Genomic DNA, 16,326 nt, shown 5'->3' on the forward strand with positions numbered 1-16,326 from the left:
CTTCTAGGCCCGTGGCATACATGTCACGGGTGTGGCGGCGCTGATGAAAGCCGCCCACCTCTCACCCAGGACCTTCTACGTGCACTTTCCGACCCTGAAGGCGCTGGTGGCGGAGTGCCCGCATCGGTTCGAGTCGGAGAAGTCGATCGCTGCCGACTCCAAACTGGAGCGCGAGGACCTACCCCCGGCCCAGCGGCTGCTGGCGATCCTCGCCGCCGCCGACGCTGATCCGCGGATGGCGTTTCCGTAATGCCGTCATCGAGGGGGCAGGAGAACTTCCTGAGGTTGCCCGCCCAGCGCAGCGGCGCAAGCGGCCCTACGTGATCGCTTTGTGGCCACGGCCGCAGCAGCCGGGGCGGCCACCCCCAAGCCCTCGGTAGGTAACTCGCCGTCCTCTTCGAGGGAAATGCGCCAGCAGCCTCCTGCAACGACAGGCAGGTGTTCACGGATGTCAGGCAGGCGGCCCGGACGCTGCTGGACATTGCCTTGGGCGCTGTGCCCGGGGGGTGAACGCCGACGAAGGCTGCTGCGGCTGGAAAACCTCGAGGACCGCGCACTGTCGATGTCCGCGATGGCCGCACTGTGTCTCGTTGCCCTCAGTCGCTGGTGGCCAGTCCCCGACCTGTTCCCGACGACGCGCGACGTGGCCTCGGCGGCAATGGCGGATACGTCGAGCGGCTGGGCGCACGTTCGGGTGCCTGTGCATGCCCGCCGAGATCGTCCAGTTCCGCGAGGACCGGACGAACGGCACCCGCTACGGCGAGGTAAAGGGCTACGACGGCCCCCCGATCCCCGCCCCGCAGCTCCCGCCGGGGCCGCTGAAGGCACGGGGTCGGGTGCGCTGATACCTGCTCACGCCATCCACTCGGCGACGACATGCCGACGCCGTGAGCTTGGCTCTTCCCGATCGCGTCGATCAGGTTCTCGCCGATCCTGGTTGGGACGCACTCGCGGCCACGCTCGACGAAGCCGAACGAGCAGGTTAGGAGCCGACGGCCCTGCTCCAGGGCTCCGTCAACCAGCGCGGGTTGGAGTCTGCTGACAACGTCATGGATGTCCTGGTCCGGGGCCTGCGGCGAACGGCAAATCTCCCCGCAGCGGCTGGCTCCGCACCCCATCGTCAGGGCACCAGACGGTGAGTATCCGGCAGCGTGCTTCGGAGCACACCGATGTAACAGCCCGTGCCGCTGCCGGGGTGAATCGCCGCCCGCGGCGGTGACCCATACCGGACTTGGGTGGTGCCTGGCAGCCGGAGCAGGTGAGTGGGCCGGATCGGGCGTAACGGTGAATGGGCTCCGCACAGAGCATGCACGGTCCGATCTCCCACGGCGGACAGCCCAGCCCGGTTGCAGCGACGGCGCGTTCGCGGGCAGAGACCTGATGGTCCCACGCCATTGTCACGAACCCTTCTAACCGGCGGTAACAGCGGCGCCATCACCGCCCACACGGCGTCAGGCAACTCGGCTTCTCTGACACCCGGACCAACGGTGATCGGAAAGGCACCCCTAGTCGTAGGGATCCCTTGCGTAACTCCCTGATGGCGAAACGATTTTGGCGTGCCGCGTCTCGTCCGAATGCCGAAGATGATCACTCGGAGGGATGGTTTCCCTGGTCAGAGGCGCGGGGAGCGGCCGGAGTCATGCTGTGAGGATGCCGTGCGGCAGGGAGCTGCTGGGCCTCAGGAACTCCCGGCCCTCCCCGAGTCACCGCGCGTGCGTGCGGAGACTCCATGACTACGCAAGGAGCCGACCGAGTATGTCCAACACCGTCGTTGACATCTGGGGGCCTGCCTCCCCGCAGGCCCGTTCCTCCTTTCCTCCCGCGCCGGACGCGCACGCCGAGTGGCCCCTGGAGGGCGGCACGGCCTGGGTGTACTACAGCCCGCTGAACCGCCGCCAGCTCCTTCGGCCCGTCATCCTCTCCGACGGCTTCTCGGGTGGATCGACCAACCTGGACCAGCTCTGGCACGGGCTGGAGGAGAACGGGAACTACCGCTTCATCAGTGAACTGCACGGCGCCGGCCGCGATGTGATCATCCTCGGCTACCACGACCGGACCGCCTCGATCACAGCCAACGCGGAGACCGCAATCGAGTGCATCCGCCGGGCCATCGCCGAGCGGGTGGGTAACCGGAAGCTGGCCGTGGGCGGCTTCAGCATGGGCGGGCTCATCACCCGCTACGCGCTGGCCAGGATGGAGAACGACCCCGGCCTTCCGGACCACGAGACAGCCACGTATCTCTCCTACGACACCCCTCACCAGGGGGCCTGGTTCCCCGTCTCCCTCCAGGCCTTCACCCACTACGCGACGGACAAGTGGGGAGACAATCCCACGCTGGGCCCCGTGCTGCGCCAGCTTTCCGGGCTGCTCAACAGCCCGGCGGCGAAGGAGATGGCGCGGTGGCACATCGGCAAGGTCGACGCCGAGCCGGAGCAGGCACCGGAGCGGCTGGCGTTCCTCCACAAGCTCGACGAACTCGGCGGGTGGCCGCGGACCGTCCGCAAGATCGGTGTCGCCAACGGCGTGAAGACCGGAGTCGGAAACGGCGCCGAGGCCGGCGAGATCGCGGTGCGGGGCGACGGTGAAACCCTGCAGGACACCTGGCTGAAGATCCAGGCCCAGGGCGACCAGATCGTCGCCAGGCTGCAGAAGGCCGGCGACGAGGAGACCCTGGTGCGCACCAGCGGGCTGCCCGACATCGACGGCGCTCCCGGCGGCCTGTTCACCATGCAGTCCCCGGCCGGCGACACCGGCAGCTTCGGCCTCGCCGCCCTCCTCATGAGCCTTCTGGGCAACGTGGTCGACCCGGACGTCATCACCACGTCCTGCTTCATCCCCGCGATCAGCGCCGTCGCGTCCGGCGACATCAATGACCAGAAGGCGCTGTACCGCCCGATCGCCGCGGGCGACAGCGCGCTCGACGCCTTCCACTGTGCCGGCCGCAACGAGGGCCACACCACCATGACCGAAGAACTCGGGGCGTGGCTGGTGAACGAGATCGCGGCCGAGTGACCAGCGGGGTGGGCGGGGCTGGCCCGACGGCCGTCCCGCCCACCCCGGCTCGCCCCGGGATGTCGCCGAGGGGCGTGGCTGTCGCGGAGGTGTACGGCTTGGCCGGTGTGTCGCGCAGTCGCGGGCACCTATGGCTGTCGAGCCGCCCTGATGCCGTCGTCGCGTGGCGCTCGGCCGGTGCGCACCTTCGGGCCGGGACGGCTGGGCAGCCACGCCCGACCGCCTCCTCGGCAGTCCGTGAGCCTCAAGGCCGTACGGATTCGGCCATGGGGGTGTCGTGCAGCCCCAGGCGCAGGTGCTCCACATGGAAGAGGGCCTGGTCGAGGACGTCTCCTGCGGCGGGTCTGCTCTTGCGGGCGCGCTTGGACACGTGTGTGGATCGTTTCAGGTGGTGTGGCCGACGAGGAGGTCGGCGAGCTTGTGGAGGCGCCTTGGTGGCGGGCGGACGGCCGGGGCGAGGGGCTCGGAGCGGTCGCAGTAGGCGCCGTTACGATCTCGGTGCGCGCTCCTTTGCCAGGAAGGAGTCGGGTTGCTGGTGGAACATGGGTAAGGGGAGACAGATAGGGAGTTCCCCATGGCTCACGCTTCCACCGTCTCTGTTCTCGGAGCAGGCGCGCTGGGTGCCGCGATGGCAACGCGGCTCGGAGACACTGGCCACGAGGTAAGGCTGTGGAACCGTACGGAGGAGAGGGCCCGTGCGGTGGCGGACGGCGCTGCCGGGGTCACAGCAGTGAGCTCGGTGGGCGGTGCGGTCTCCGGCGCGTCCGTCGTCGTCACCGTGCTCCGTGACGGCGATGCGGTCGCGGACGTCATGTCGGAGGCCATCGACCGGCTCGACAGAGATGCCGTCTGGGTGCAGGCGAGTACGGTAGGGCCACAGAGCGCAGGCGCCTTGGCCGGTCTGGCGCGTGATCACGGTATCGCCTACCTCGACGCACCGGTTTCGGGAAGCACCGCGCCCGCTCGGCAGGGCAAACTCGTCTGGCTGGCCGCCGGCACCGAGGACGCCCTCGCGCGGGCGCGACCCGTTCTCGACGATCTTGGCTCGTCCGTGCTCCACGTCGGGACGGGGACCGAGGGCAGCGCCGTCAAGCTTGCGGTCAACGCCTGGATGGCTGCCGCGACGGTCGGTCGTCCGGGACCGGCTGGGAGCAACGGTCGAGGCCGGCCACGACAACGACGACCTCGCTGCCGTCGACTACCTGCGGAAGCCGCCGCCGTAGTCCGCGTGTGGGCCGTCGTTCGCTGAGGCCCTGGTCGATGCGGTGAGCTATCTGGGACTCGGCCACGTTTTCGTCGCCAACATGACCGGCAACGTCGTATTGCACGCCCGGCTGGGCACGCATCGCGGTCGGCTGCTCACCGTCGCCCTCGGGGCACAAGTGCTGTTGGTGGCTGTGGCGGTGGTCGTGGCTGCGGCCACCGACGACGAGGTGACTTCGGGTGTCCAGTACGTGCTCATCGTGCTCATCGTGCTCCTCGCGATGGGCATGGGGGTCGCGATGGGCATGGGGGTGCAGAACGCTGTCGTCCGGCGCCTCGGCGTTCCCGACCTCACCACGACCGTCCTCACCTTGACTCTCACGCTGACTCTCACCGGACTCGCCGCCGACTCCACGGCGGCAGGCAGCACAGGACCGCGCGGCGGCGTGGCGGTCTGGTCCGACCAGACTCAGATGTGGGTGGCATGGCAGTGGCTGTGGGCGACTTCGGTTGGGCACGGGGCCGCGTTTGCGCCTCGGTCGGTACGCCACTCGATCAGTGCGATGCCCAACGCCGCGCAGATGGCGGCGATGCCGACGCCGACGGACGCTGCCACGGCCAGCCGGTAGTCGTCCCTGCTGGAGGCCAGTACCAGGTAGTACGTGCCGGGCAGCGCGGCCGTCCCCACTGCCCCGCCCAGCCGCTGTCCGGTCTGCAGCGCGCCGCCTGCGGCGCCCGCCATCCGCACGGGCACATCCCGCAGCGTCATCGTCACATTCGGGGAGATGACGAAGCCACTGCCGATACCGCCCACGAGGAGGGCGGGCACAGCGGCCCAGACGGCGACCGATGGCGGGGCGAACCTGAGCAGCAAGGCCGCTGTGGCGAGCCCGACGATCACGCCGACCAGGCCGAGCACGGTCAGCAGCCTGCCCATCCGCTCCACGAGCCGTCCGGCTACGACGGCCGCGCCCGCGGAGCCCACCGCGAACGGTGTCACAGCCAGTCCCGACTGCAGCGGTGAATAGCCCAGGCCGTTCTGGAAGAACAGTGCGAACACGATCCACACACCGCTGAATCCCATGAAGTAGAGCGTCGCCAGGCCGGCTCCGGTGGCGTAGCCGCGGGTTTCGGTGATCAACCGTGGATCCAGCAGCGGTTGGCCGCCGTGCGCCGCGACTCGGCGCTCCCACCACCCGAAGCCGATCAGCAGCGCTGCCCCTGCTGGGAAGAGCCACCACAGACGGCGCAGGCCGCCTGAGTCGGCCAGGACCAACGGCAGCATGACCGCCAGGACACCGCAGCCAAGCAGGGCAACACCCGGCAGATCGAGGTGCCCCCTCTTGCCCGGGGCGACGCGGGGCAGCAGCCGATGGCCGAACGCGAGTGCCACGGCGCCGATGGGAACGTTGACGAAGAAGATCCAGCGCCAGCCCTGGGGTCCGGTGGCCAAGGCGAGGATGAGGCCTCCGGTGATCGGACCGACCGCACTGGAGATGCCGACGATGGCGCCGAACAAGCCGAAGGCGCGAGCACGCTCGGCTCCGGTGAACATCTGCTGGATCAGCGCGGAATTCTGAGGAGCAAGGCAGCCGGCGGCGATTCCTTGCGCCATGCGGGCGATGACGAGCGCCGTGATCGTCGGGGCCGCCCCCGCCGCGACGCTGCACAAGACAAAGGCCGCGAGCGCTCCGAGGAAGATCCGGCGCCGGCCGATCGCGTCGCCAAGACGTCCGGCCAGTACCAGCGCAAGGGCGAACGTCAGCGCATACCCGGACACCACCCATTGCACTGAGGCCGGGGAGGCGCCCAGACCCCTTTGCATCGAGGGCAGGGCGACCGCGACAATCGTGACATCAAGAAGGATCATGAAGCCCGCCACCAGGGTGACCCACAAGGCATGCCACCGGCTCGGACCTGGCCGGCTGGCTGACGTCGCCGTGCCTGATTGGCGCCTACTCGGTTTCACGGGGGGCTCCTTTCGACGGAGAGGCAGCCCAGCGTTCCTGCGATATCCGGCATCCCGGAGGATCCGTACGCCGGTTCCCAGCCGTGGTCCAGCGCCCGCGCGCCGAAGATCAAGCGTAGCCATAGTGGTCGCGCTCGCCGGTGGAAGACGCGTGGGCGCGGCGTGGCGGTCGGCACCTGCGGCGCGGTGCGCGTCAGACCTCGGTGTTCCACATGCGGAACACCGTGCACTTCCCGTCGCTGTCGAATCTCCGTACGACGCATCTGCGTGGTCTGCCGTCTCAGCCCTGGGCGGTGGGTCGCACGACGATCTCGCTGACGTCGACCTCGACGGGCTGGCCTTCCCCACCGCGGCAGCTCTCTCGGCCTCAGGTCCAAGACCTTCAACCATCCCCTCGTCGGCCGGCTCACCCTTACGTACCAGTCCTTCGACGTCCAGAGCGCCCCCGGCCAGCACCTGTTGATCGGCACCGCGGAGCCGGGCAGCCCGGATGCCGACACCCTCGCCCTCATCGGCTCGTCCTCGTGCGCGCTCGAAGGCAGCGGAACGGGACGGGCGTGACGCCGCTGCGGGTCAGCGGTAGTGCATCTCGCTGCCATCGGCGGCAGCGACCGGTCTGGATCGGTGAGCTGTGGGGGATCTGTCAGGACGTGTTCTGGTGAGGCATACGGACCTGTTCGGTGATCCAGGATTCCGCGAACTTCGTCCAGGCGGCGGTATCGCCGGAGCCCTGGGCAAGACCGAGACTGTGCGGCCCGTGGGCGAAGACGTGCACCGTGTGCGGTACCTCGTGCGCGGCCAGTGCCGAGGCGAGGCGGTAGGTGTGCTCCGGCGGGACGGAGATGTCTTCGGCGGTGTGCCAGAGGAAGAAGGGCGGAGACGTGGTGGTCACCAGCGCGTCGAGGGATGTCCGGCGGCGCAGGTCCGGTGGAGCGTCCTCGCCGAGCAGGATCATCCGAGCGGGTCGGTAGGTCTCGGTCTCCATCGATGTGATCGCGTAGCCGAGGATGGCGAACTGGACGGACTCGCGTCGATCGTCGCCGGGTGAGAGTGCGGCCAGGCCCGCCAGATGCCCGCCGGCCGAGAAGCCGATCACCCCGATGCGGTCCGCCCCCTGCTCGCGCCTGCTGCGGATTTCGGCCCGCAGCGCCAGGAGGGGTTCGGGATGCCGCACGTGGAGCGGGTAGCGGAAGACGCTTGCCGACAGGCCCAGCGTGGAGAGCCACGCAACGACCGGCTCCGCCTCATGTGGGGCGTGCGAGGCATAGCCTCCGCCCGGCAGGACGATCAGATGTGTCGGCGGGGGGTGCATCCGCTCGGCACGCGCGCGAGATGCTGGTGCCGTCTCGAATGGATTGCTCATGCCCGCCTCCGAGCTTGCTCATGGACGCCGCCGCCGCGCGGCAGGTCGGCGGATCCACCGGACGGTCGCTGCTAGAACCAGCCGCCCACAGCAGCGGCGACGGGGTCGGCGCCCGGCTCGCGCAGGGCGTAGATCGTCTTCGCGCCGACCCACAAGAGGGTCTTGCCGTAAGGGAGGTCAGGGTGGCGGTCGACCATCGTGTGGAAGAACTCGGTGGCGGAGGAGCACTCCTCCAGGGCCGCCTCGGCGTCGTCGAGGTACCGGCGGGTCTCGGCGATGACACGGGTGGCGTCGTCGTCGAGGTCCTTGTTCTTGTGGCCGGCGACGATGTGCCGGGGTGCGAGGTCCTCGACGGTGCTGATGGCGCCCCGCCAGGCGTCCAGGCCGCCTCCGGCGGACTCGCCGATGTACATGTGGGCGCCGTTGTAGAGCGCGTCGCCGGCGACCACGAGTGCGAGGTCGGGGACGTGCAGGACGCTGGTCTTCTCGGTGTCCGTGTGGCCGACATCGACGAGGTGCAGCTCGTGCCCTTCGAGGGTGAGGGTGTTGTCGGGGACAGTGACGGCGGTGACCGGGGCGTCGGGGATCTGCCCGGGCCAGAGCCTGTCCCAGGCGAAGGGCCGGGCTCCCACGTTGCCGTGCATGACGGTGATGGTCCCGGCGGTGGCCACGACGGGCGCGTCGAACCGCTTGACGAACTCGTTGTCGCCGAACCAGTGGTCGCCGTGGCCGTGGGTGGCGACGATGGCGATGATGTTCTTCCCGCTGGCGGCCACCCATGCGGTGACCTCCTGGATCTGGTCCGCGGTGAACGGCGGGTCGACGAGGACGGCGTCCCGCTCGCCGTGGACGAGGGTGGTCGAGATCGGCTGGAAGGTGCGCCCTTCGCCGTTGGGCAGGGGTTCGGTGACGCTGATCGGGACCGGGTCGCAGACGTGTACGGCGTAGCCGAGAGATTGCGTGGCCATGGGGGCCGGCCCTTCTGTCGGGTGGACGGTGCGGTTCGGGTGGACGGGCGCGGGCTGTCCGCCGGGGGCGTCGGCCACCCTTCTGTGAAGGTCGTCGAGTCGGCTACTGCAGAGCGGCGAGGAACGCTTCGACGTCGGCGGCGAACTCCGCGTGGTGCTGGAACAGGAACCCGTGGGCCGAGTCGGGGTAGATCTTCAGCCGTGCCTGCGGGATCAGACCGGCGAGCAGGTGGGAGTAGCGCGGGAGGATCATGGGGTCGCTGTCGCCGTTGGCGACGAACACCGGTGCCTGGATCGCGGTCACCCGCTCCAGGAGCGAGACGTTGGGGATGCCCCAGGCGCAGATCGCGTCGTACTGCGCCTGGCGCGTCTGCCACGTCGTGGGCGCGTCCAGCTCGGCGCGGGTGAACATCCGCCCCATGGCCTCCTCGCCGGCCGACCGGCTCTCCGGCGATCGGGTGTAGAAGACGTCCAGAACCGATGCGGGGACGATCTCCGGCTCGCCCACCGCGTCGATGACCCATTGCGCCCAACCGTGCATACCGGGTGCACCCTGTGGCGCCGACGAGGCGAGCACGATGCGTCGTACGAGCGCGGGCCGGATCAGGGCGATCTCCTGGGCGACGAAGGAGCCCAGGGAGAAGCCGAGGAAGTCGACCTGGGTCAGGTCCAAGGCGTCGGTGAAGGCGATGGCGTCCAGTGCCATCTGCCCGATCGTGCCTGGCGTCATGCCGCTGGACCGGCCCACGCCGGTGTTGTCGAAGGCGATGACGCGCCGGTCTCGGGCCAGGGTGTCGACCAGGGCGGGATCCCAGTTGTCGAGGTTGCCCCGGAAGTGCATGAGCAGGACCAGCGGCACACCGCCCTCGCCGACCTCGCGGAACGCGTACTCGATGCCGTTGGCGGCAGACACCGTCGTGATCGGCGCCTGCGCGTAGGAGCGTTTCATCGGAGCCTCCCGTCGGGCCTGCACTGCAGGCGTCGCGGTCGACGCTCGGACGGGCGTGAACCGGCAGCGGGCCACTGAACCCCAGGAAGGTATAGCGATCGCCTTACCTGATGTCGACGCTACGCCCGTGCCCGTTGAAAGTAAAGCGATCGCTATACTTGTGGGTATGGGGGCAGCGATATCGACCACCGGGACGTCCCGCGGCGGACGCGGTGCGCGTGAGCGCATCCTGCGGGCGGCGGAGGAGCTCTTCTACACGCGCGGAATACACGCCACGGGCGTGGCGGCGCTGATCGAGGCCGCACACGTCTCGTCCCGGACCTTCTACGTGCACTTCCCGACCAAGAACGCACTGGTGGAGGAGTACCTCCGCCGGTTCGAGTCGGAGAAGCCGATCGCCGCCGAAGCAGAGCTGGACCGCGACGACTTGTCCCCGGCCCAGCGACTGTTGGCGATCTTCGCGCCCGTTGAGGGCCACCCGCCGGCGCTCATCCGCGGGTGCCCCTTCCACAACGCCGTCATCGAGGGCGCCGGAGAACTCCCCGAAATCACCCGCCTCACGGAGCGGCACAAGCAGGCATTCCGCGATCGCCTCGTGGCCACCGCGTCAGAAGCCGGAGCAGCCGACCCGGAGGTCCTCGGCAGGCAACTGGCCGTGATCTTCGAAGGAGCCAATGCTCTGGCAGCCTCGTGCAACGACGCGCAGGTGTTCACGGATGCCCGGCGGGCCGCCAAGACGCTCCTGAACGTTGCCTTGGCCGCTGCGCCCGGAGGGTGACCGCAGCGGGTCACGAGCGCGAGCGTACGTACTGGGGCATGCGGCTGGACCTGGCGGAGGAGCATCGGCCCGTGGACCCGCCGGAGCTTGCGTCCGGCACGCGGATCGTGCCCTTCGACGACAGGTACGACGCGATGCTGCTGCAAGCCCGCAACGAGATCTTCGCCGACAACTGGGGCAGCGTCCCGATGACGGCGCGGACTTGGCGCCATTCGGTGACCGGAAGCTCGTACTTCAGGCCGGAGTCCTCCTTGCTTCTCCTGCCGGAGCGGCGCCAGGAGATCCTCTGCTACCTGCTGTGCACCGAGCTGGCGGACACGCGTGCGGACCGCGAGCTGTACCTCGCCAACGCCGGTACGCAGCCTGCCCTGCACGGCAGGGGATCGGGTGCGCGGCGGCCCGTCGGGAGCGCCCGGTGCCGACGGGCCGCCCTGCGGCGCGGTGTCGGTGTCAGGAGCCCCAGCGGGAGGCCCGTGCCGCGAGTTCGAGGGCGGTCACGGCGCCGGGTTCGCCGCGTTCGCGGAGGAATTCACCGGGGACGGTGTAGCGGGCGCCGGCCTGCGGGGAGCGGGCGGCCTGCCGCACGACGTCGTCGACCAGGACGCCGGCCATGTCCAGCCGCGGGTAGCGGCCGTGGAGCGCCTCGCCCTGGGCGTCGGTGACGAACTCGGTGCCGAAGCCGATGTCGACGCCGATGCCCCGGCGGGTGAGGTAGGCCAGCACGCCACGGCGCTCCGCGATGCCGTCCGAGGTGTGCAGGGCGATCGCCTCCCAGACCGGGTCGGTCTTGTCGGCGCCGTAACCGTGCTCGGTGAGGAACCGGGCGGCCATGTCGGCGCCCTCGACCTCGAAGCGGGCCTTGCCCGGGGCCGCCGGCGAGGCCCCGAGGTCGTGCAGGACGCAGGCGTGGAAGAGGAGATCGGCATCGAAGTCGACGCCGGGCCTCAGCCCTTCGTGTTCGGCCAGCAGCGCGGCGAACACGAAGCTGCGGATGCTGTGGTTCGCGACGGGCTCGCTCTCGCTCGACCGGACGAGCTCGACGGCGGCACGGGCGACGGGTGAGTCGGGGAGCGCCGGCAGGAGGCGGGGTTCGGTGTCCATGAGGCGACCGTAGGCGCGTATCGGACCCAACCGTCAGTGGCACCCATGCCATGAGGCGATAGGATCGTGCCATGACCGGTCGGGCATCAGGCGGAGCACACCACGTGGTCGTGGTGGCCCTCGAAAACGTCCTCGCGCTGGACATCGGGATCCCCTGGCAGGTCTTCGGGAGCTGGCGGGACAGCCCGTACACGCTCACGGTCTGCGCGGAGCGGCCCGGCCCCGTCCCGATGCACGGCGGCCCTGCACTGTCCGTCGCGCACGGTCTGGACGTCCTGGCATCCGCCGACACCGTGATCGTCCCGGGCTACCTGGAGCCGGACGCGCCCGGCGACGAGGTGACCGCCGCACTGGCGGGGGCGGCAGCCCGTGGCACCCGCATGGCGTCCATCTGCACCGGCGCGTTCGCCCTCGCCGCAGCCGGCCTGCTCGACGGCCGCCGGGCCACCACGCACTGGCTGTACGCGCAGGCGCTGGCGAGGCGGTACCCCCGGGTGACGGTCGTGCCCGAGGACCTGTACGTCGACGAGGGCCAGGTGCTCACCTCGGGCGGCGTGTCCTCCGGCCTGGACCTGTGCCTCCACCTCATCCGCCGCGACCACGGCCCCCGCCTGGCGAACCAGCAGGCCCGCCTGCTGGTGGCCGCCCCGCACCGTACCGGCGGCCAGAGCCCGTTCATCGACCTGCCGGTGCGACCGGAGCCGGCCGACGGTGCTGCGCTGTACGACTGGGCCGTGCGCAACCTGCACCAGCCGCTTACCGTCGACCAGTTGGCGCGCCAGGCCGGCATGTCCCGCCGGACGCTGATCCGCCGCTTCCACACCGACACCGGCCTGCCGCCCATGCGGTGGCTGCTCGACGCCCGGCTTGCCCGCGCACGCGAACTCCTCGAATCCGGCGACCTCACCGTCGAGGCCATCGCGCGCCACTGCGGCCTGGGAACCCCAGCCAACTTCCGCACGCTTTTCAAGACACACGTCGGAATACCGCCCAGCGTCTACCGCGAGACGTTCGCCGGCTGACGGACGCCCGGGCGCAGTCTCCTCCCAGGGGTGCACAGGTGCGCTCCCAAGGAGGTTGCCGCAGCTGCTGGGCGTAGCGCGGGTGAGTGCCGTGCCCTCTGCACGTCCGTCGTGCACATCACCAGGGCACTTCGCCGGCGTCCTCGAAGAACTTGCCGGTCGGACCGCCGTCGGGCAGGGTGCCGAGTTTGACGGCGATCGCCGCGCCCTGTTCGGGGGTGCGCACGCCGCGGAAGCCGTTGAGGTCGGTGGCGACGTAGCCGGGGCAGCCGGCGTTGATCAGGATGTTCGTGCCGCTCAGCTCCCGGGCGTACTGGAGGGTGACGGCGTTCAGGAACGTCTTCGACGGCGCGTACGCGACGGCCACCGGGACCGTCGTCTGCTCGGCAGCGGTTCCTGACTGGCGGGTGAGGGATCCGACACTGCTGGACATGTTCACGATCCGCGGTGAGGGGGAGCGTCGCAGCAGCGGCAGCATGGCGTTGGTGACGCGGACGACGCCGATCACGTTGGTCTCCACGACCGTACGGATGGTGGCGGGGTCGACCAGGGTGGGTTCCTGCGGCATGCCGCCGGTGATGGCGGCGTTGTTGACGAGCACGTCGAGGCGTCCAGCCCGTTCCTCGATCAGTCGTGCTGCGGCGGTCACGCTCGCGTCGTCGGTCACGTCCAGTGGTACCCCGAACGCGTCGACTCCGGCCCCGCGTAGGCGCTCCACCGCGGCCTTGCGTCGCTGATCGTCGCGGGCGCCGACTCCGATGCTCCAGCCGAGGGCGCCGAAGCCTGCGGCGATCTCGTAGCCGATTCCCTTGTTCGCGCCGGTGACCAGCGCAATCGTTCGCTCACGTTCACTCATGGGAATCATGCTGCCTCCGGACCCGGCGCGAGGTCCAAGACCGATAGGGTGGCCATCGATACCGTCAGGGTATGGAACCGGAGTGACGTAGCCGCATGGAGACCCGGGAACTGCGATATTTCGTCGCTGTCGCCGAAGAGCTGCATTTCGGGCGTGCCGCGCAGCGGCTCGGGATCTCGCAGCCGCCTCTGTCACGGGCGATCCAGCAGCTCGAACGTCGGCTGGAGGCGGCGCTGCTGGATCGGACCAGCCGCACGGTCACGCTGACCGAGGCCGGTTCGGTGCTGTTGGCCGAGGGGCGGGCGGCCCTCGACGCGGTCGACGCGGCCGAGCGCCGGACCCGCCGTGCCGCGCTTTCCGTACCCGGCCGTCCCGGCCTGGTCCTTGTCGCGAAGGCCAGCGCGTCCAGAGAGCTGCTGGCGCAACTGCTCGACGCGTACGCCGCCGAACCCGGCGCGGTTGCTGTCGACGTCATCCTGTGTGGTCCGGCCGAGCAGGAGCGATTCCTGCGGGAAGGCCGGGCCGACGTGGCGCTGCTGCACCGTCCGTTCGACTCGACGGCCGGATTCGACACCGAGGAACTCGGCACGGAGAAGCAGGTTGTGGTCCTGCCCGCCGGGCATCCGCTCACGGCCCGGCCCCATGTGCGCATGGCCGACATCAGCGGGCTGCCCGGCTTGCCGCTGCCACGCTGGCCCGACCCCGACGGCACCTACCCGCCCGGCCCCGGCCCGCAGGTCCGCGACCACGCGCAGTTGTTGCAGCTCGTCGCCCTCGGCCGTGCCTGCGCGGTCTCCCCGGAGTCGTGCCGAGCCCAACTGCACGATGACCTAGCCGCCGTGCCCGTGCTGGATGCGCCGCCAGTCACCACCGTGATCGCGTGGCCGCCGCACAGCCGGTCCAGAGCCGTCGCCGACCTGGTCCGAACCGCGACACGTCTCCAGCCGCTGTGTTGACCGCGATCCCAGCATCGGCGTCCTCCCGACCATCGGTCTGAGTCAGGAACTGTTCATCCGTGCAGGGGAGTTGTCTACCGGCCGTTGCCGTGAAACCCTTTCAATGCTTGCGGAAAGTTCTTGCATGGCGTCACGGTACGGCTCCCATCCGGCCCGGCTCGAGTCGCTCCACGGCCGGATTCCTCCCCTGAAGAGAAGGAAGAGTTCATGTCGTTCCTGCGCAAGACCAAGCAGCGCCTGGCCGTGGTAGGCGTCTTAGGCGCCCTGGCCGGATCGACGGGCGTCGTGGCGACTGCCACTCCGGCCGCCGCGTTCGCCGGCGTCTTCATCTACGCCAACCCCAACTACTCCATCCCGGTCTACCCCAGCGGCGCTCCCGTGCAGGTCGCCGAGCTGACGGGGTCGGGGAAGGACTCCACCTCCTCCATCGGCAACAGCACGAACCTCTCCATGTGCTTCTACGAGCACAAGAACTACGGCGGTCTCGAGTTCAGGATCGGCCCCGGCGAGTGGTGGGCCACGATCCCCTCCTGGATCGACAACAAGATCTCGTCCTACCGGCCCTGCTGACCGAGGGTCACCCGCTCAGGGCTTTGGCTTCAGCCGAGTTGCCGACATGGCACGCGGCCCCGCCCGGAGTGAGCCGGCGCCGCCCAGCGGCGGCACGGAAGCGCCTCCATCCGTGCTCGATGGCTCAGCACTTTGGAAGCGGCGAAATTGGCCGCATTCGCACCTTCGTCGCACGGCCCGAGCAGACCGGGCCCGCAGATCATTGGAGGAAAGATGGCAGACAACGCACCGCGCGGGAATGTCGTGCTCGTCCACGGTGGGTTCGTGGACGGCTCCGGCTGGCAGGGCGTGTACGACGCCCTGAGGGCCGACGGGTACCACGTGTCCGTCGTGCAGAACCCCACCCTTTCCCTCGAAGGCGACGTAGCCGCCACCCAGCAGGTGATCGACCGCCTGCCGGGACCGGTGACCCTGGTCGGCCACTCGTACGGCGGCGTCGTGATCACCGAGGCCGGCAACCACCCGAAGGTGAATGCGCTCGTCTACATCGCCGCGTTCGCTCCCGACAAGGGCGAGTCGGTCAGCACCCTGATCGCCGACCCGCCCCCCGGTGCCCCCGTCCCGCCCATCCTGCCGCCGGACGAGGGCTTCCTCTTCCTGGACCGCGATAAGTTCGCCGAGTCCTTCGCCGGTGACCTGCCCCGCGCCCAGGCCGAGTTCATGGCCGACTCCCAGGTCCCCTGGGGCGTGGAAGCACTGGGCGGCGCGGTGTCCCAGCCCGCCTGGCGGACCAAGCGGGCCTGGTACCTGATCGCCACCGACGACCGCATGATCCCGCCCCCGGCCCAGCACGCGATGTCCGAGCGGATCGGAGCCCAGACCGTCGAAGTGGCCGCCAGTCACTCGGTGTACGTCTCCCAGCCCGACGCCGTCGCCGACCTGATCCGACAGGCCGCCCGCAGCTGACCCCGACGACAGCCGGCCCAGCAGTGCCTCAGCCCTGGCGGATACGCACCAACATCCGCGCACCGGAGCCCCTCCCTCTCTGTGGCGCGGCGAACGAAGTCCGTGCGCCCACGATCGACGCGGTCGGCGTGGGCGGGTCGGCCGGTGCGGCGGAGGTCCATCGGCCGACGCGACCGAGTGGGTCAGGTCGCCGTGACCCGGGCCGTGCGTAGCGGGGCCAGAGCCGCTCGCAGAGGCGCCCGAAGAGGTCCGGGTCTGACGGAGCCCGTGCACATCGAACACCGCGACCGGACCGGTCGAGGGCATCTCCGTCCGCAACCAGATCGCGGGCGCCGTCGCCCGGATCGTCGACGGCGCCGTGAGGCGTCCCTTCCCGGGGTGCCGGTGGGTGACGCCTCCGCCGTGGTCGGGGTCGGTCCCCATTCGATAGGTCGGGACGGCCAGTTCAGAGGCAGTTGCTCCTGGAGGATCTCCGCATGCCCGGACCCGCGCGCCATCGATGGCACCGTCTTCGCGCTCACCGATGAGGAACTCGGTTCGGCGGACGGCTACGAGGTCGACGACTACGCCAGGACCCAGGTCGTCCTGCGCTCCGGCACGAAGGCATGGGTCTACCTCGGCGCGTAGGTGGGTCGGAGTCCCGACGGCGACCCGAGTCGGCCGTCTGCGTCGG

General features: G+C 69.9%; 17 protein-coding genes and 2 pseudogenes. 12 read left to right on the forward strand and 7 right to left on the reverse strand.

Annotated elements, in window-relative coordinates:
* The first annotated feature begins 16 nt into the window (after positions 1-16).
* The 3 genes from ACZ4TG_RS17215 (at position 17) to ACZ4TG_RS17225 (ending at position 3,012) form a co-directional block, all read left to right on the forward strand.
* On the forward strand, positions 17-250 hold the full coding sequence (locus ACZ4TG_RS17215; RefSeq protein ID WP_468163476.1) for a hypothetical protein: 234 nt from the start codon (positions 17-19) through the stop codon (positions 248-250).
* A gap of 454 nt (positions 251-704) precedes the next feature.
* Positions 705-845: a pirin gene (locus ACZ4TG_RS17220; RefSeq protein WP_468163373.1), complete on the forward strand. Its 141-nt coding sequence runs from the start codon at positions 705-707 to the stop codon at positions 843-845.
* Positions 846-1,755: 910 nt separating this feature from the next.
* Positions 1,756-3,012, forward strand: coding sequence for an esterase/lipase family protein (locus tag ACZ4TG_RS17225; RefSeq protein ID WP_468163374.1), 1,257 nt, complete (start codon positions 1,756-1,758; stop codon positions 3,010-3,012).
* 244 nt (positions 3,013-3,256) lie between these two features.
* Here ACZ4TG_RS17225 and ACZ4TG_RS17230 read toward each other — a convergent pair whose 3' ends face one another.
* A complete protein-coding gene (locus tag ACZ4TG_RS17230; RefSeq protein ID WP_468163375.1) occupies positions 3,257-3,382 on the reverse strand; it encodes a hypothetical protein in 126 nt (41 codons plus the stop codon).
* 204 nt (positions 3,383-3,586) lie between these two features.
* Here ACZ4TG_RS17230 and ACZ4TG_RS17235 point away from each other — a divergent pair, with 204 nt between their 5' ends.
* Positions 3,587-4,261 (forward strand): NAD(P)-dependent oxidoreductase, encoded by a 675-nt coding sequence (locus ACZ4TG_RS17235; RefSeq protein ID WP_468163376.1) that lies wholly within the window; start codon positions 3,587-3,589, stop codon positions 4,259-4,261.
* 16 nt (positions 4,262-4,277) lie between these two features.
* A pseudogene (locus ACZ4TG_RS17240) lies at positions 4,278-4,559 on the forward strand (DUF1275 family protein); the annotation flags it as partial.
* A 125-nt stretch (positions 4,560-4,684) separates the two neighbouring features.
* On the opposite strand, the gene ACZ4TG_RS17245 reads toward ACZ4TG_RS17240, so the two are convergent.
* A complete protein-coding gene (locus ACZ4TG_RS17245) occupies positions 4,685-6,184 on the reverse strand; it encodes an MFS transporter (protein WP_468163377.1) in 1,500 nt (499 codons plus the stop codon).
* A 375-nt stretch (positions 6,185-6,559) separates the two neighbouring features.
* On the opposite strand from ACZ4TG_RS17245, the pseudogene ACZ4TG_RS17250 reads away from it, so the two are divergent.
* Positions 6,560-6,745, forward strand: a pseudogene (locus tag ACZ4TG_RS17250) (MmyB family transcriptional regulator); the annotation flags it as partial.
* Positions 6,746-6,827: 82 nt separating this feature from the next.
* On the opposite strand, the gene ACZ4TG_RS17255 reads toward ACZ4TG_RS17250, so the two are convergent.
* The 3 genes from ACZ4TG_RS17255 to ACZ4TG_RS17265 all read right to left on the reverse strand — a co-directional run bounded on the left by ACZ4TG_RS17255 (position 6,828) and on the right by ACZ4TG_RS17265 (position 9,464).
* Positions 6,828-7,547: an alpha/beta hydrolase gene (locus tag ACZ4TG_RS17255; protein WP_468163378.1), complete on the reverse strand. Its 720-nt coding sequence runs from the start codon at positions 7,545-7,547 to the stop codon at positions 6,828-6,830.
* 71 nt (positions 7,548-7,618) lie between these two features.
* Complete coding sequence (locus ACZ4TG_RS17260) at positions 7,619-8,515, reverse strand: MBL fold metallo-hydrolase (protein WP_468163379.1); 897 nt, start codon at positions 8,513-8,515, stop codon at positions 7,619-7,621.
* Between the two features lie 103 nt (positions 8,516-8,618).
* Positions 8,619-9,464: an alpha/beta fold hydrolase gene (locus tag ACZ4TG_RS17265; RefSeq protein WP_468163380.1), complete on the reverse strand. Its 846-nt coding sequence runs from the start codon at positions 9,462-9,464 to the stop codon at positions 8,619-8,621.
* Positions 9,465-9,630: 166 nt separating this feature from the next.
* Here ACZ4TG_RS17265 and ACZ4TG_RS17270 point away from each other — a divergent pair, with 166 nt between their 5' ends.
* Positions 9,631-10,242, forward strand: a complete 612-nt coding sequence (locus tag ACZ4TG_RS17270) for a TetR/AcrR family transcriptional regulator (protein WP_468163381.1) — start codon at positions 9,631-9,633, stop codon at positions 10,240-10,242.
* A gap of 450 nt (positions 10,243-10,692) precedes the next feature.
* Here ACZ4TG_RS17270 and ACZ4TG_RS17275 read toward each other — a convergent pair whose 3' ends face one another.
* Entirely contained in the window at positions 10,693-11,343 is a 651-nt protein-coding gene (locus ACZ4TG_RS17275; RefSeq protein ID WP_468163382.1) for an HD domain-containing protein, read from the reverse strand.
* Positions 11,344-11,414: 71 nt separating this feature from the next.
* Between ACZ4TG_RS17275 and ACZ4TG_RS17280 the strand changes: the two genes are divergently transcribed.
* On the forward strand, positions 11,415-12,365 hold the full coding sequence (locus ACZ4TG_RS17280) for a GlxA family transcriptional regulator (RefSeq protein ID WP_468163383.1): 951 nt from the start codon (positions 11,415-11,417) through the stop codon (positions 12,363-12,365).
* Positions 12,366-12,483: 118 nt separating this feature from the next.
* Here the strand turns inward: ACZ4TG_RS17280 and ACZ4TG_RS17285 are convergent, their stop codons facing one another.
* Entirely contained in the window at positions 12,484-13,230 is a 747-nt protein-coding gene (locus tag ACZ4TG_RS17285) for an SDR family oxidoreductase (RefSeq protein ID WP_468163385.1), read from the reverse strand.
* Between the two features lie 86 nt (positions 13,231-13,316).
* On the opposite strand from ACZ4TG_RS17285, the gene ACZ4TG_RS17290 reads away from it, so the two are divergent.
* The 4 genes from ACZ4TG_RS17290 to ACZ4TG_RS17305 all read left to right on the forward strand — a co-directional run bounded on the left by ACZ4TG_RS17290 (position 13,317) and on the right by ACZ4TG_RS17305 (position 16,280).
* A complete protein-coding gene (locus tag ACZ4TG_RS17290; protein ID WP_468163387.1) occupies positions 13,317-14,177 on the forward strand; it encodes a LysR family transcriptional regulator in 861 nt (286 codons plus the stop codon).
* A 207-nt stretch (positions 14,178-14,384) separates the two neighbouring features.
* Positions 14,385-14,747: a hypothetical protein gene (locus ACZ4TG_RS17295; protein ID WP_468163389.1), complete on the forward strand. Its 363-nt coding sequence runs from the start codon at positions 14,385-14,387 to the stop codon at positions 14,745-14,747.
* A 213-nt stretch (positions 14,748-14,960) separates the two neighbouring features.
* Entirely contained in the window at positions 14,961-15,653 is a 693-nt protein-coding gene (locus ACZ4TG_RS17300) for an alpha/beta fold hydrolase (RefSeq protein ID WP_468163391.1), read from the forward strand.
* A gap of 384 nt (positions 15,654-16,037) precedes the next feature.
* The gene (locus tag ACZ4TG_RS17305) at positions 16,038-16,280 is read left to right on the forward strand and encodes a hypothetical protein (RefSeq protein WP_468163393.1); all 243 of its coding nucleotides are present in this window, start codon (positions 16,038-16,040) and stop codon (positions 16,278-16,280) included.
* Positions 16,281-16,326 lie beyond the last annotated feature (46 nt).

This window comes from Streptomyces sp. NPDC028314, from assembly GCF_055565795.1.

What these genes read in the sequence shown, in the direction of transcription:
- ACZ4TG_RS17290 (WP_468163387.1), top strand. Translation starts at nt 13,317, where the DNA reads ATGGAGACCCGGGAACTGCGATATTTCGTCGCTGTCGCCGAAGAGCTG.
- ACZ4TG_RS17265 (WP_468163380.1), bottom strand. Translation starts at nt 9,464, where the DNA reads ATGAAACGCTCCTACGCGCAGGCGCCGATCACGACGGTGTCTGCCGCC.
- ACZ4TG_RS17220 (WP_468163373.1), top strand. Translation starts at nt 705, where the DNA reads ATGCCCGCCGAGATCGTCCAGTTCCGCGAGGACCGGACGAACGGCACC.
- ACZ4TG_RS17275 (WP_468163382.1), bottom strand. Translation starts at nt 11,343, where the DNA reads ATGGACACCGAACCCCGCCTCCTGCCGGCGCTCCCCGACTCACCCGTC.
- ACZ4TG_RS17295 (WP_468163389.1), top strand. Translation starts at nt 14,385, where the DNA reads ATGTCGTTCCTGCGCAAGACCAAGCAGCGCCTGGCCGTGGTAGGCGTC.
- ACZ4TG_RS17300 (WP_468163391.1), top strand. Translation starts at nt 14,961, where the DNA reads ATGGCAGACAACGCACCGCGCGGGAATGTCGTGCTCGTCCACGGTGGG.
- ACZ4TG_RS17260 (WP_468163379.1), bottom strand. Translation starts at nt 8,515, where the DNA reads ATGGCCACGCAATCTCTCGGCTACGCCGTACACGTCTGCGACCCGGTC.
- ACZ4TG_RS17280 (WP_468163383.1), top strand. Translation starts at nt 11,415, where the DNA reads ATGACCGGTCGGGCATCAGGCGGAGCACACCACGTGGTCGTGGTGGCC.
- ACZ4TG_RS17255 (WP_468163378.1), bottom strand. Translation starts at nt 7,547, where the DNA reads ATGAGCAATCCATTCGAGACGGCACCAGCATCTCGCGCGCGTGCCGAG.
- ACZ4TG_RS17225 (WP_468163374.1), top strand. Translation starts at nt 1,756, where the DNA reads ATGTCCAACACCGTCGTTGACATCTGGGGGCCTGCCTCCCCGCAGGCC.
- ACZ4TG_RS17270 (WP_468163381.1), top strand. Translation starts at nt 9,631, where the DNA reads ATGGGGGCAGCGATATCGACCACCGGGACGTCCCGCGGCGGACGCGGT.
- ACZ4TG_RS17285 (WP_468163385.1), bottom strand. Translation starts at nt 13,230, where the DNA reads ATGATTCCCATGAGTGAACGTGAGCGAACGATTGCGCTGGTCACCGGC.
- ACZ4TG_RS17235 (WP_468163376.1), top strand. Translation starts at nt 3,587, where the DNA reads ATGGCTCACGCTTCCACCGTCTCTGTTCTCGGAGCAGGCGCGCTGGGT.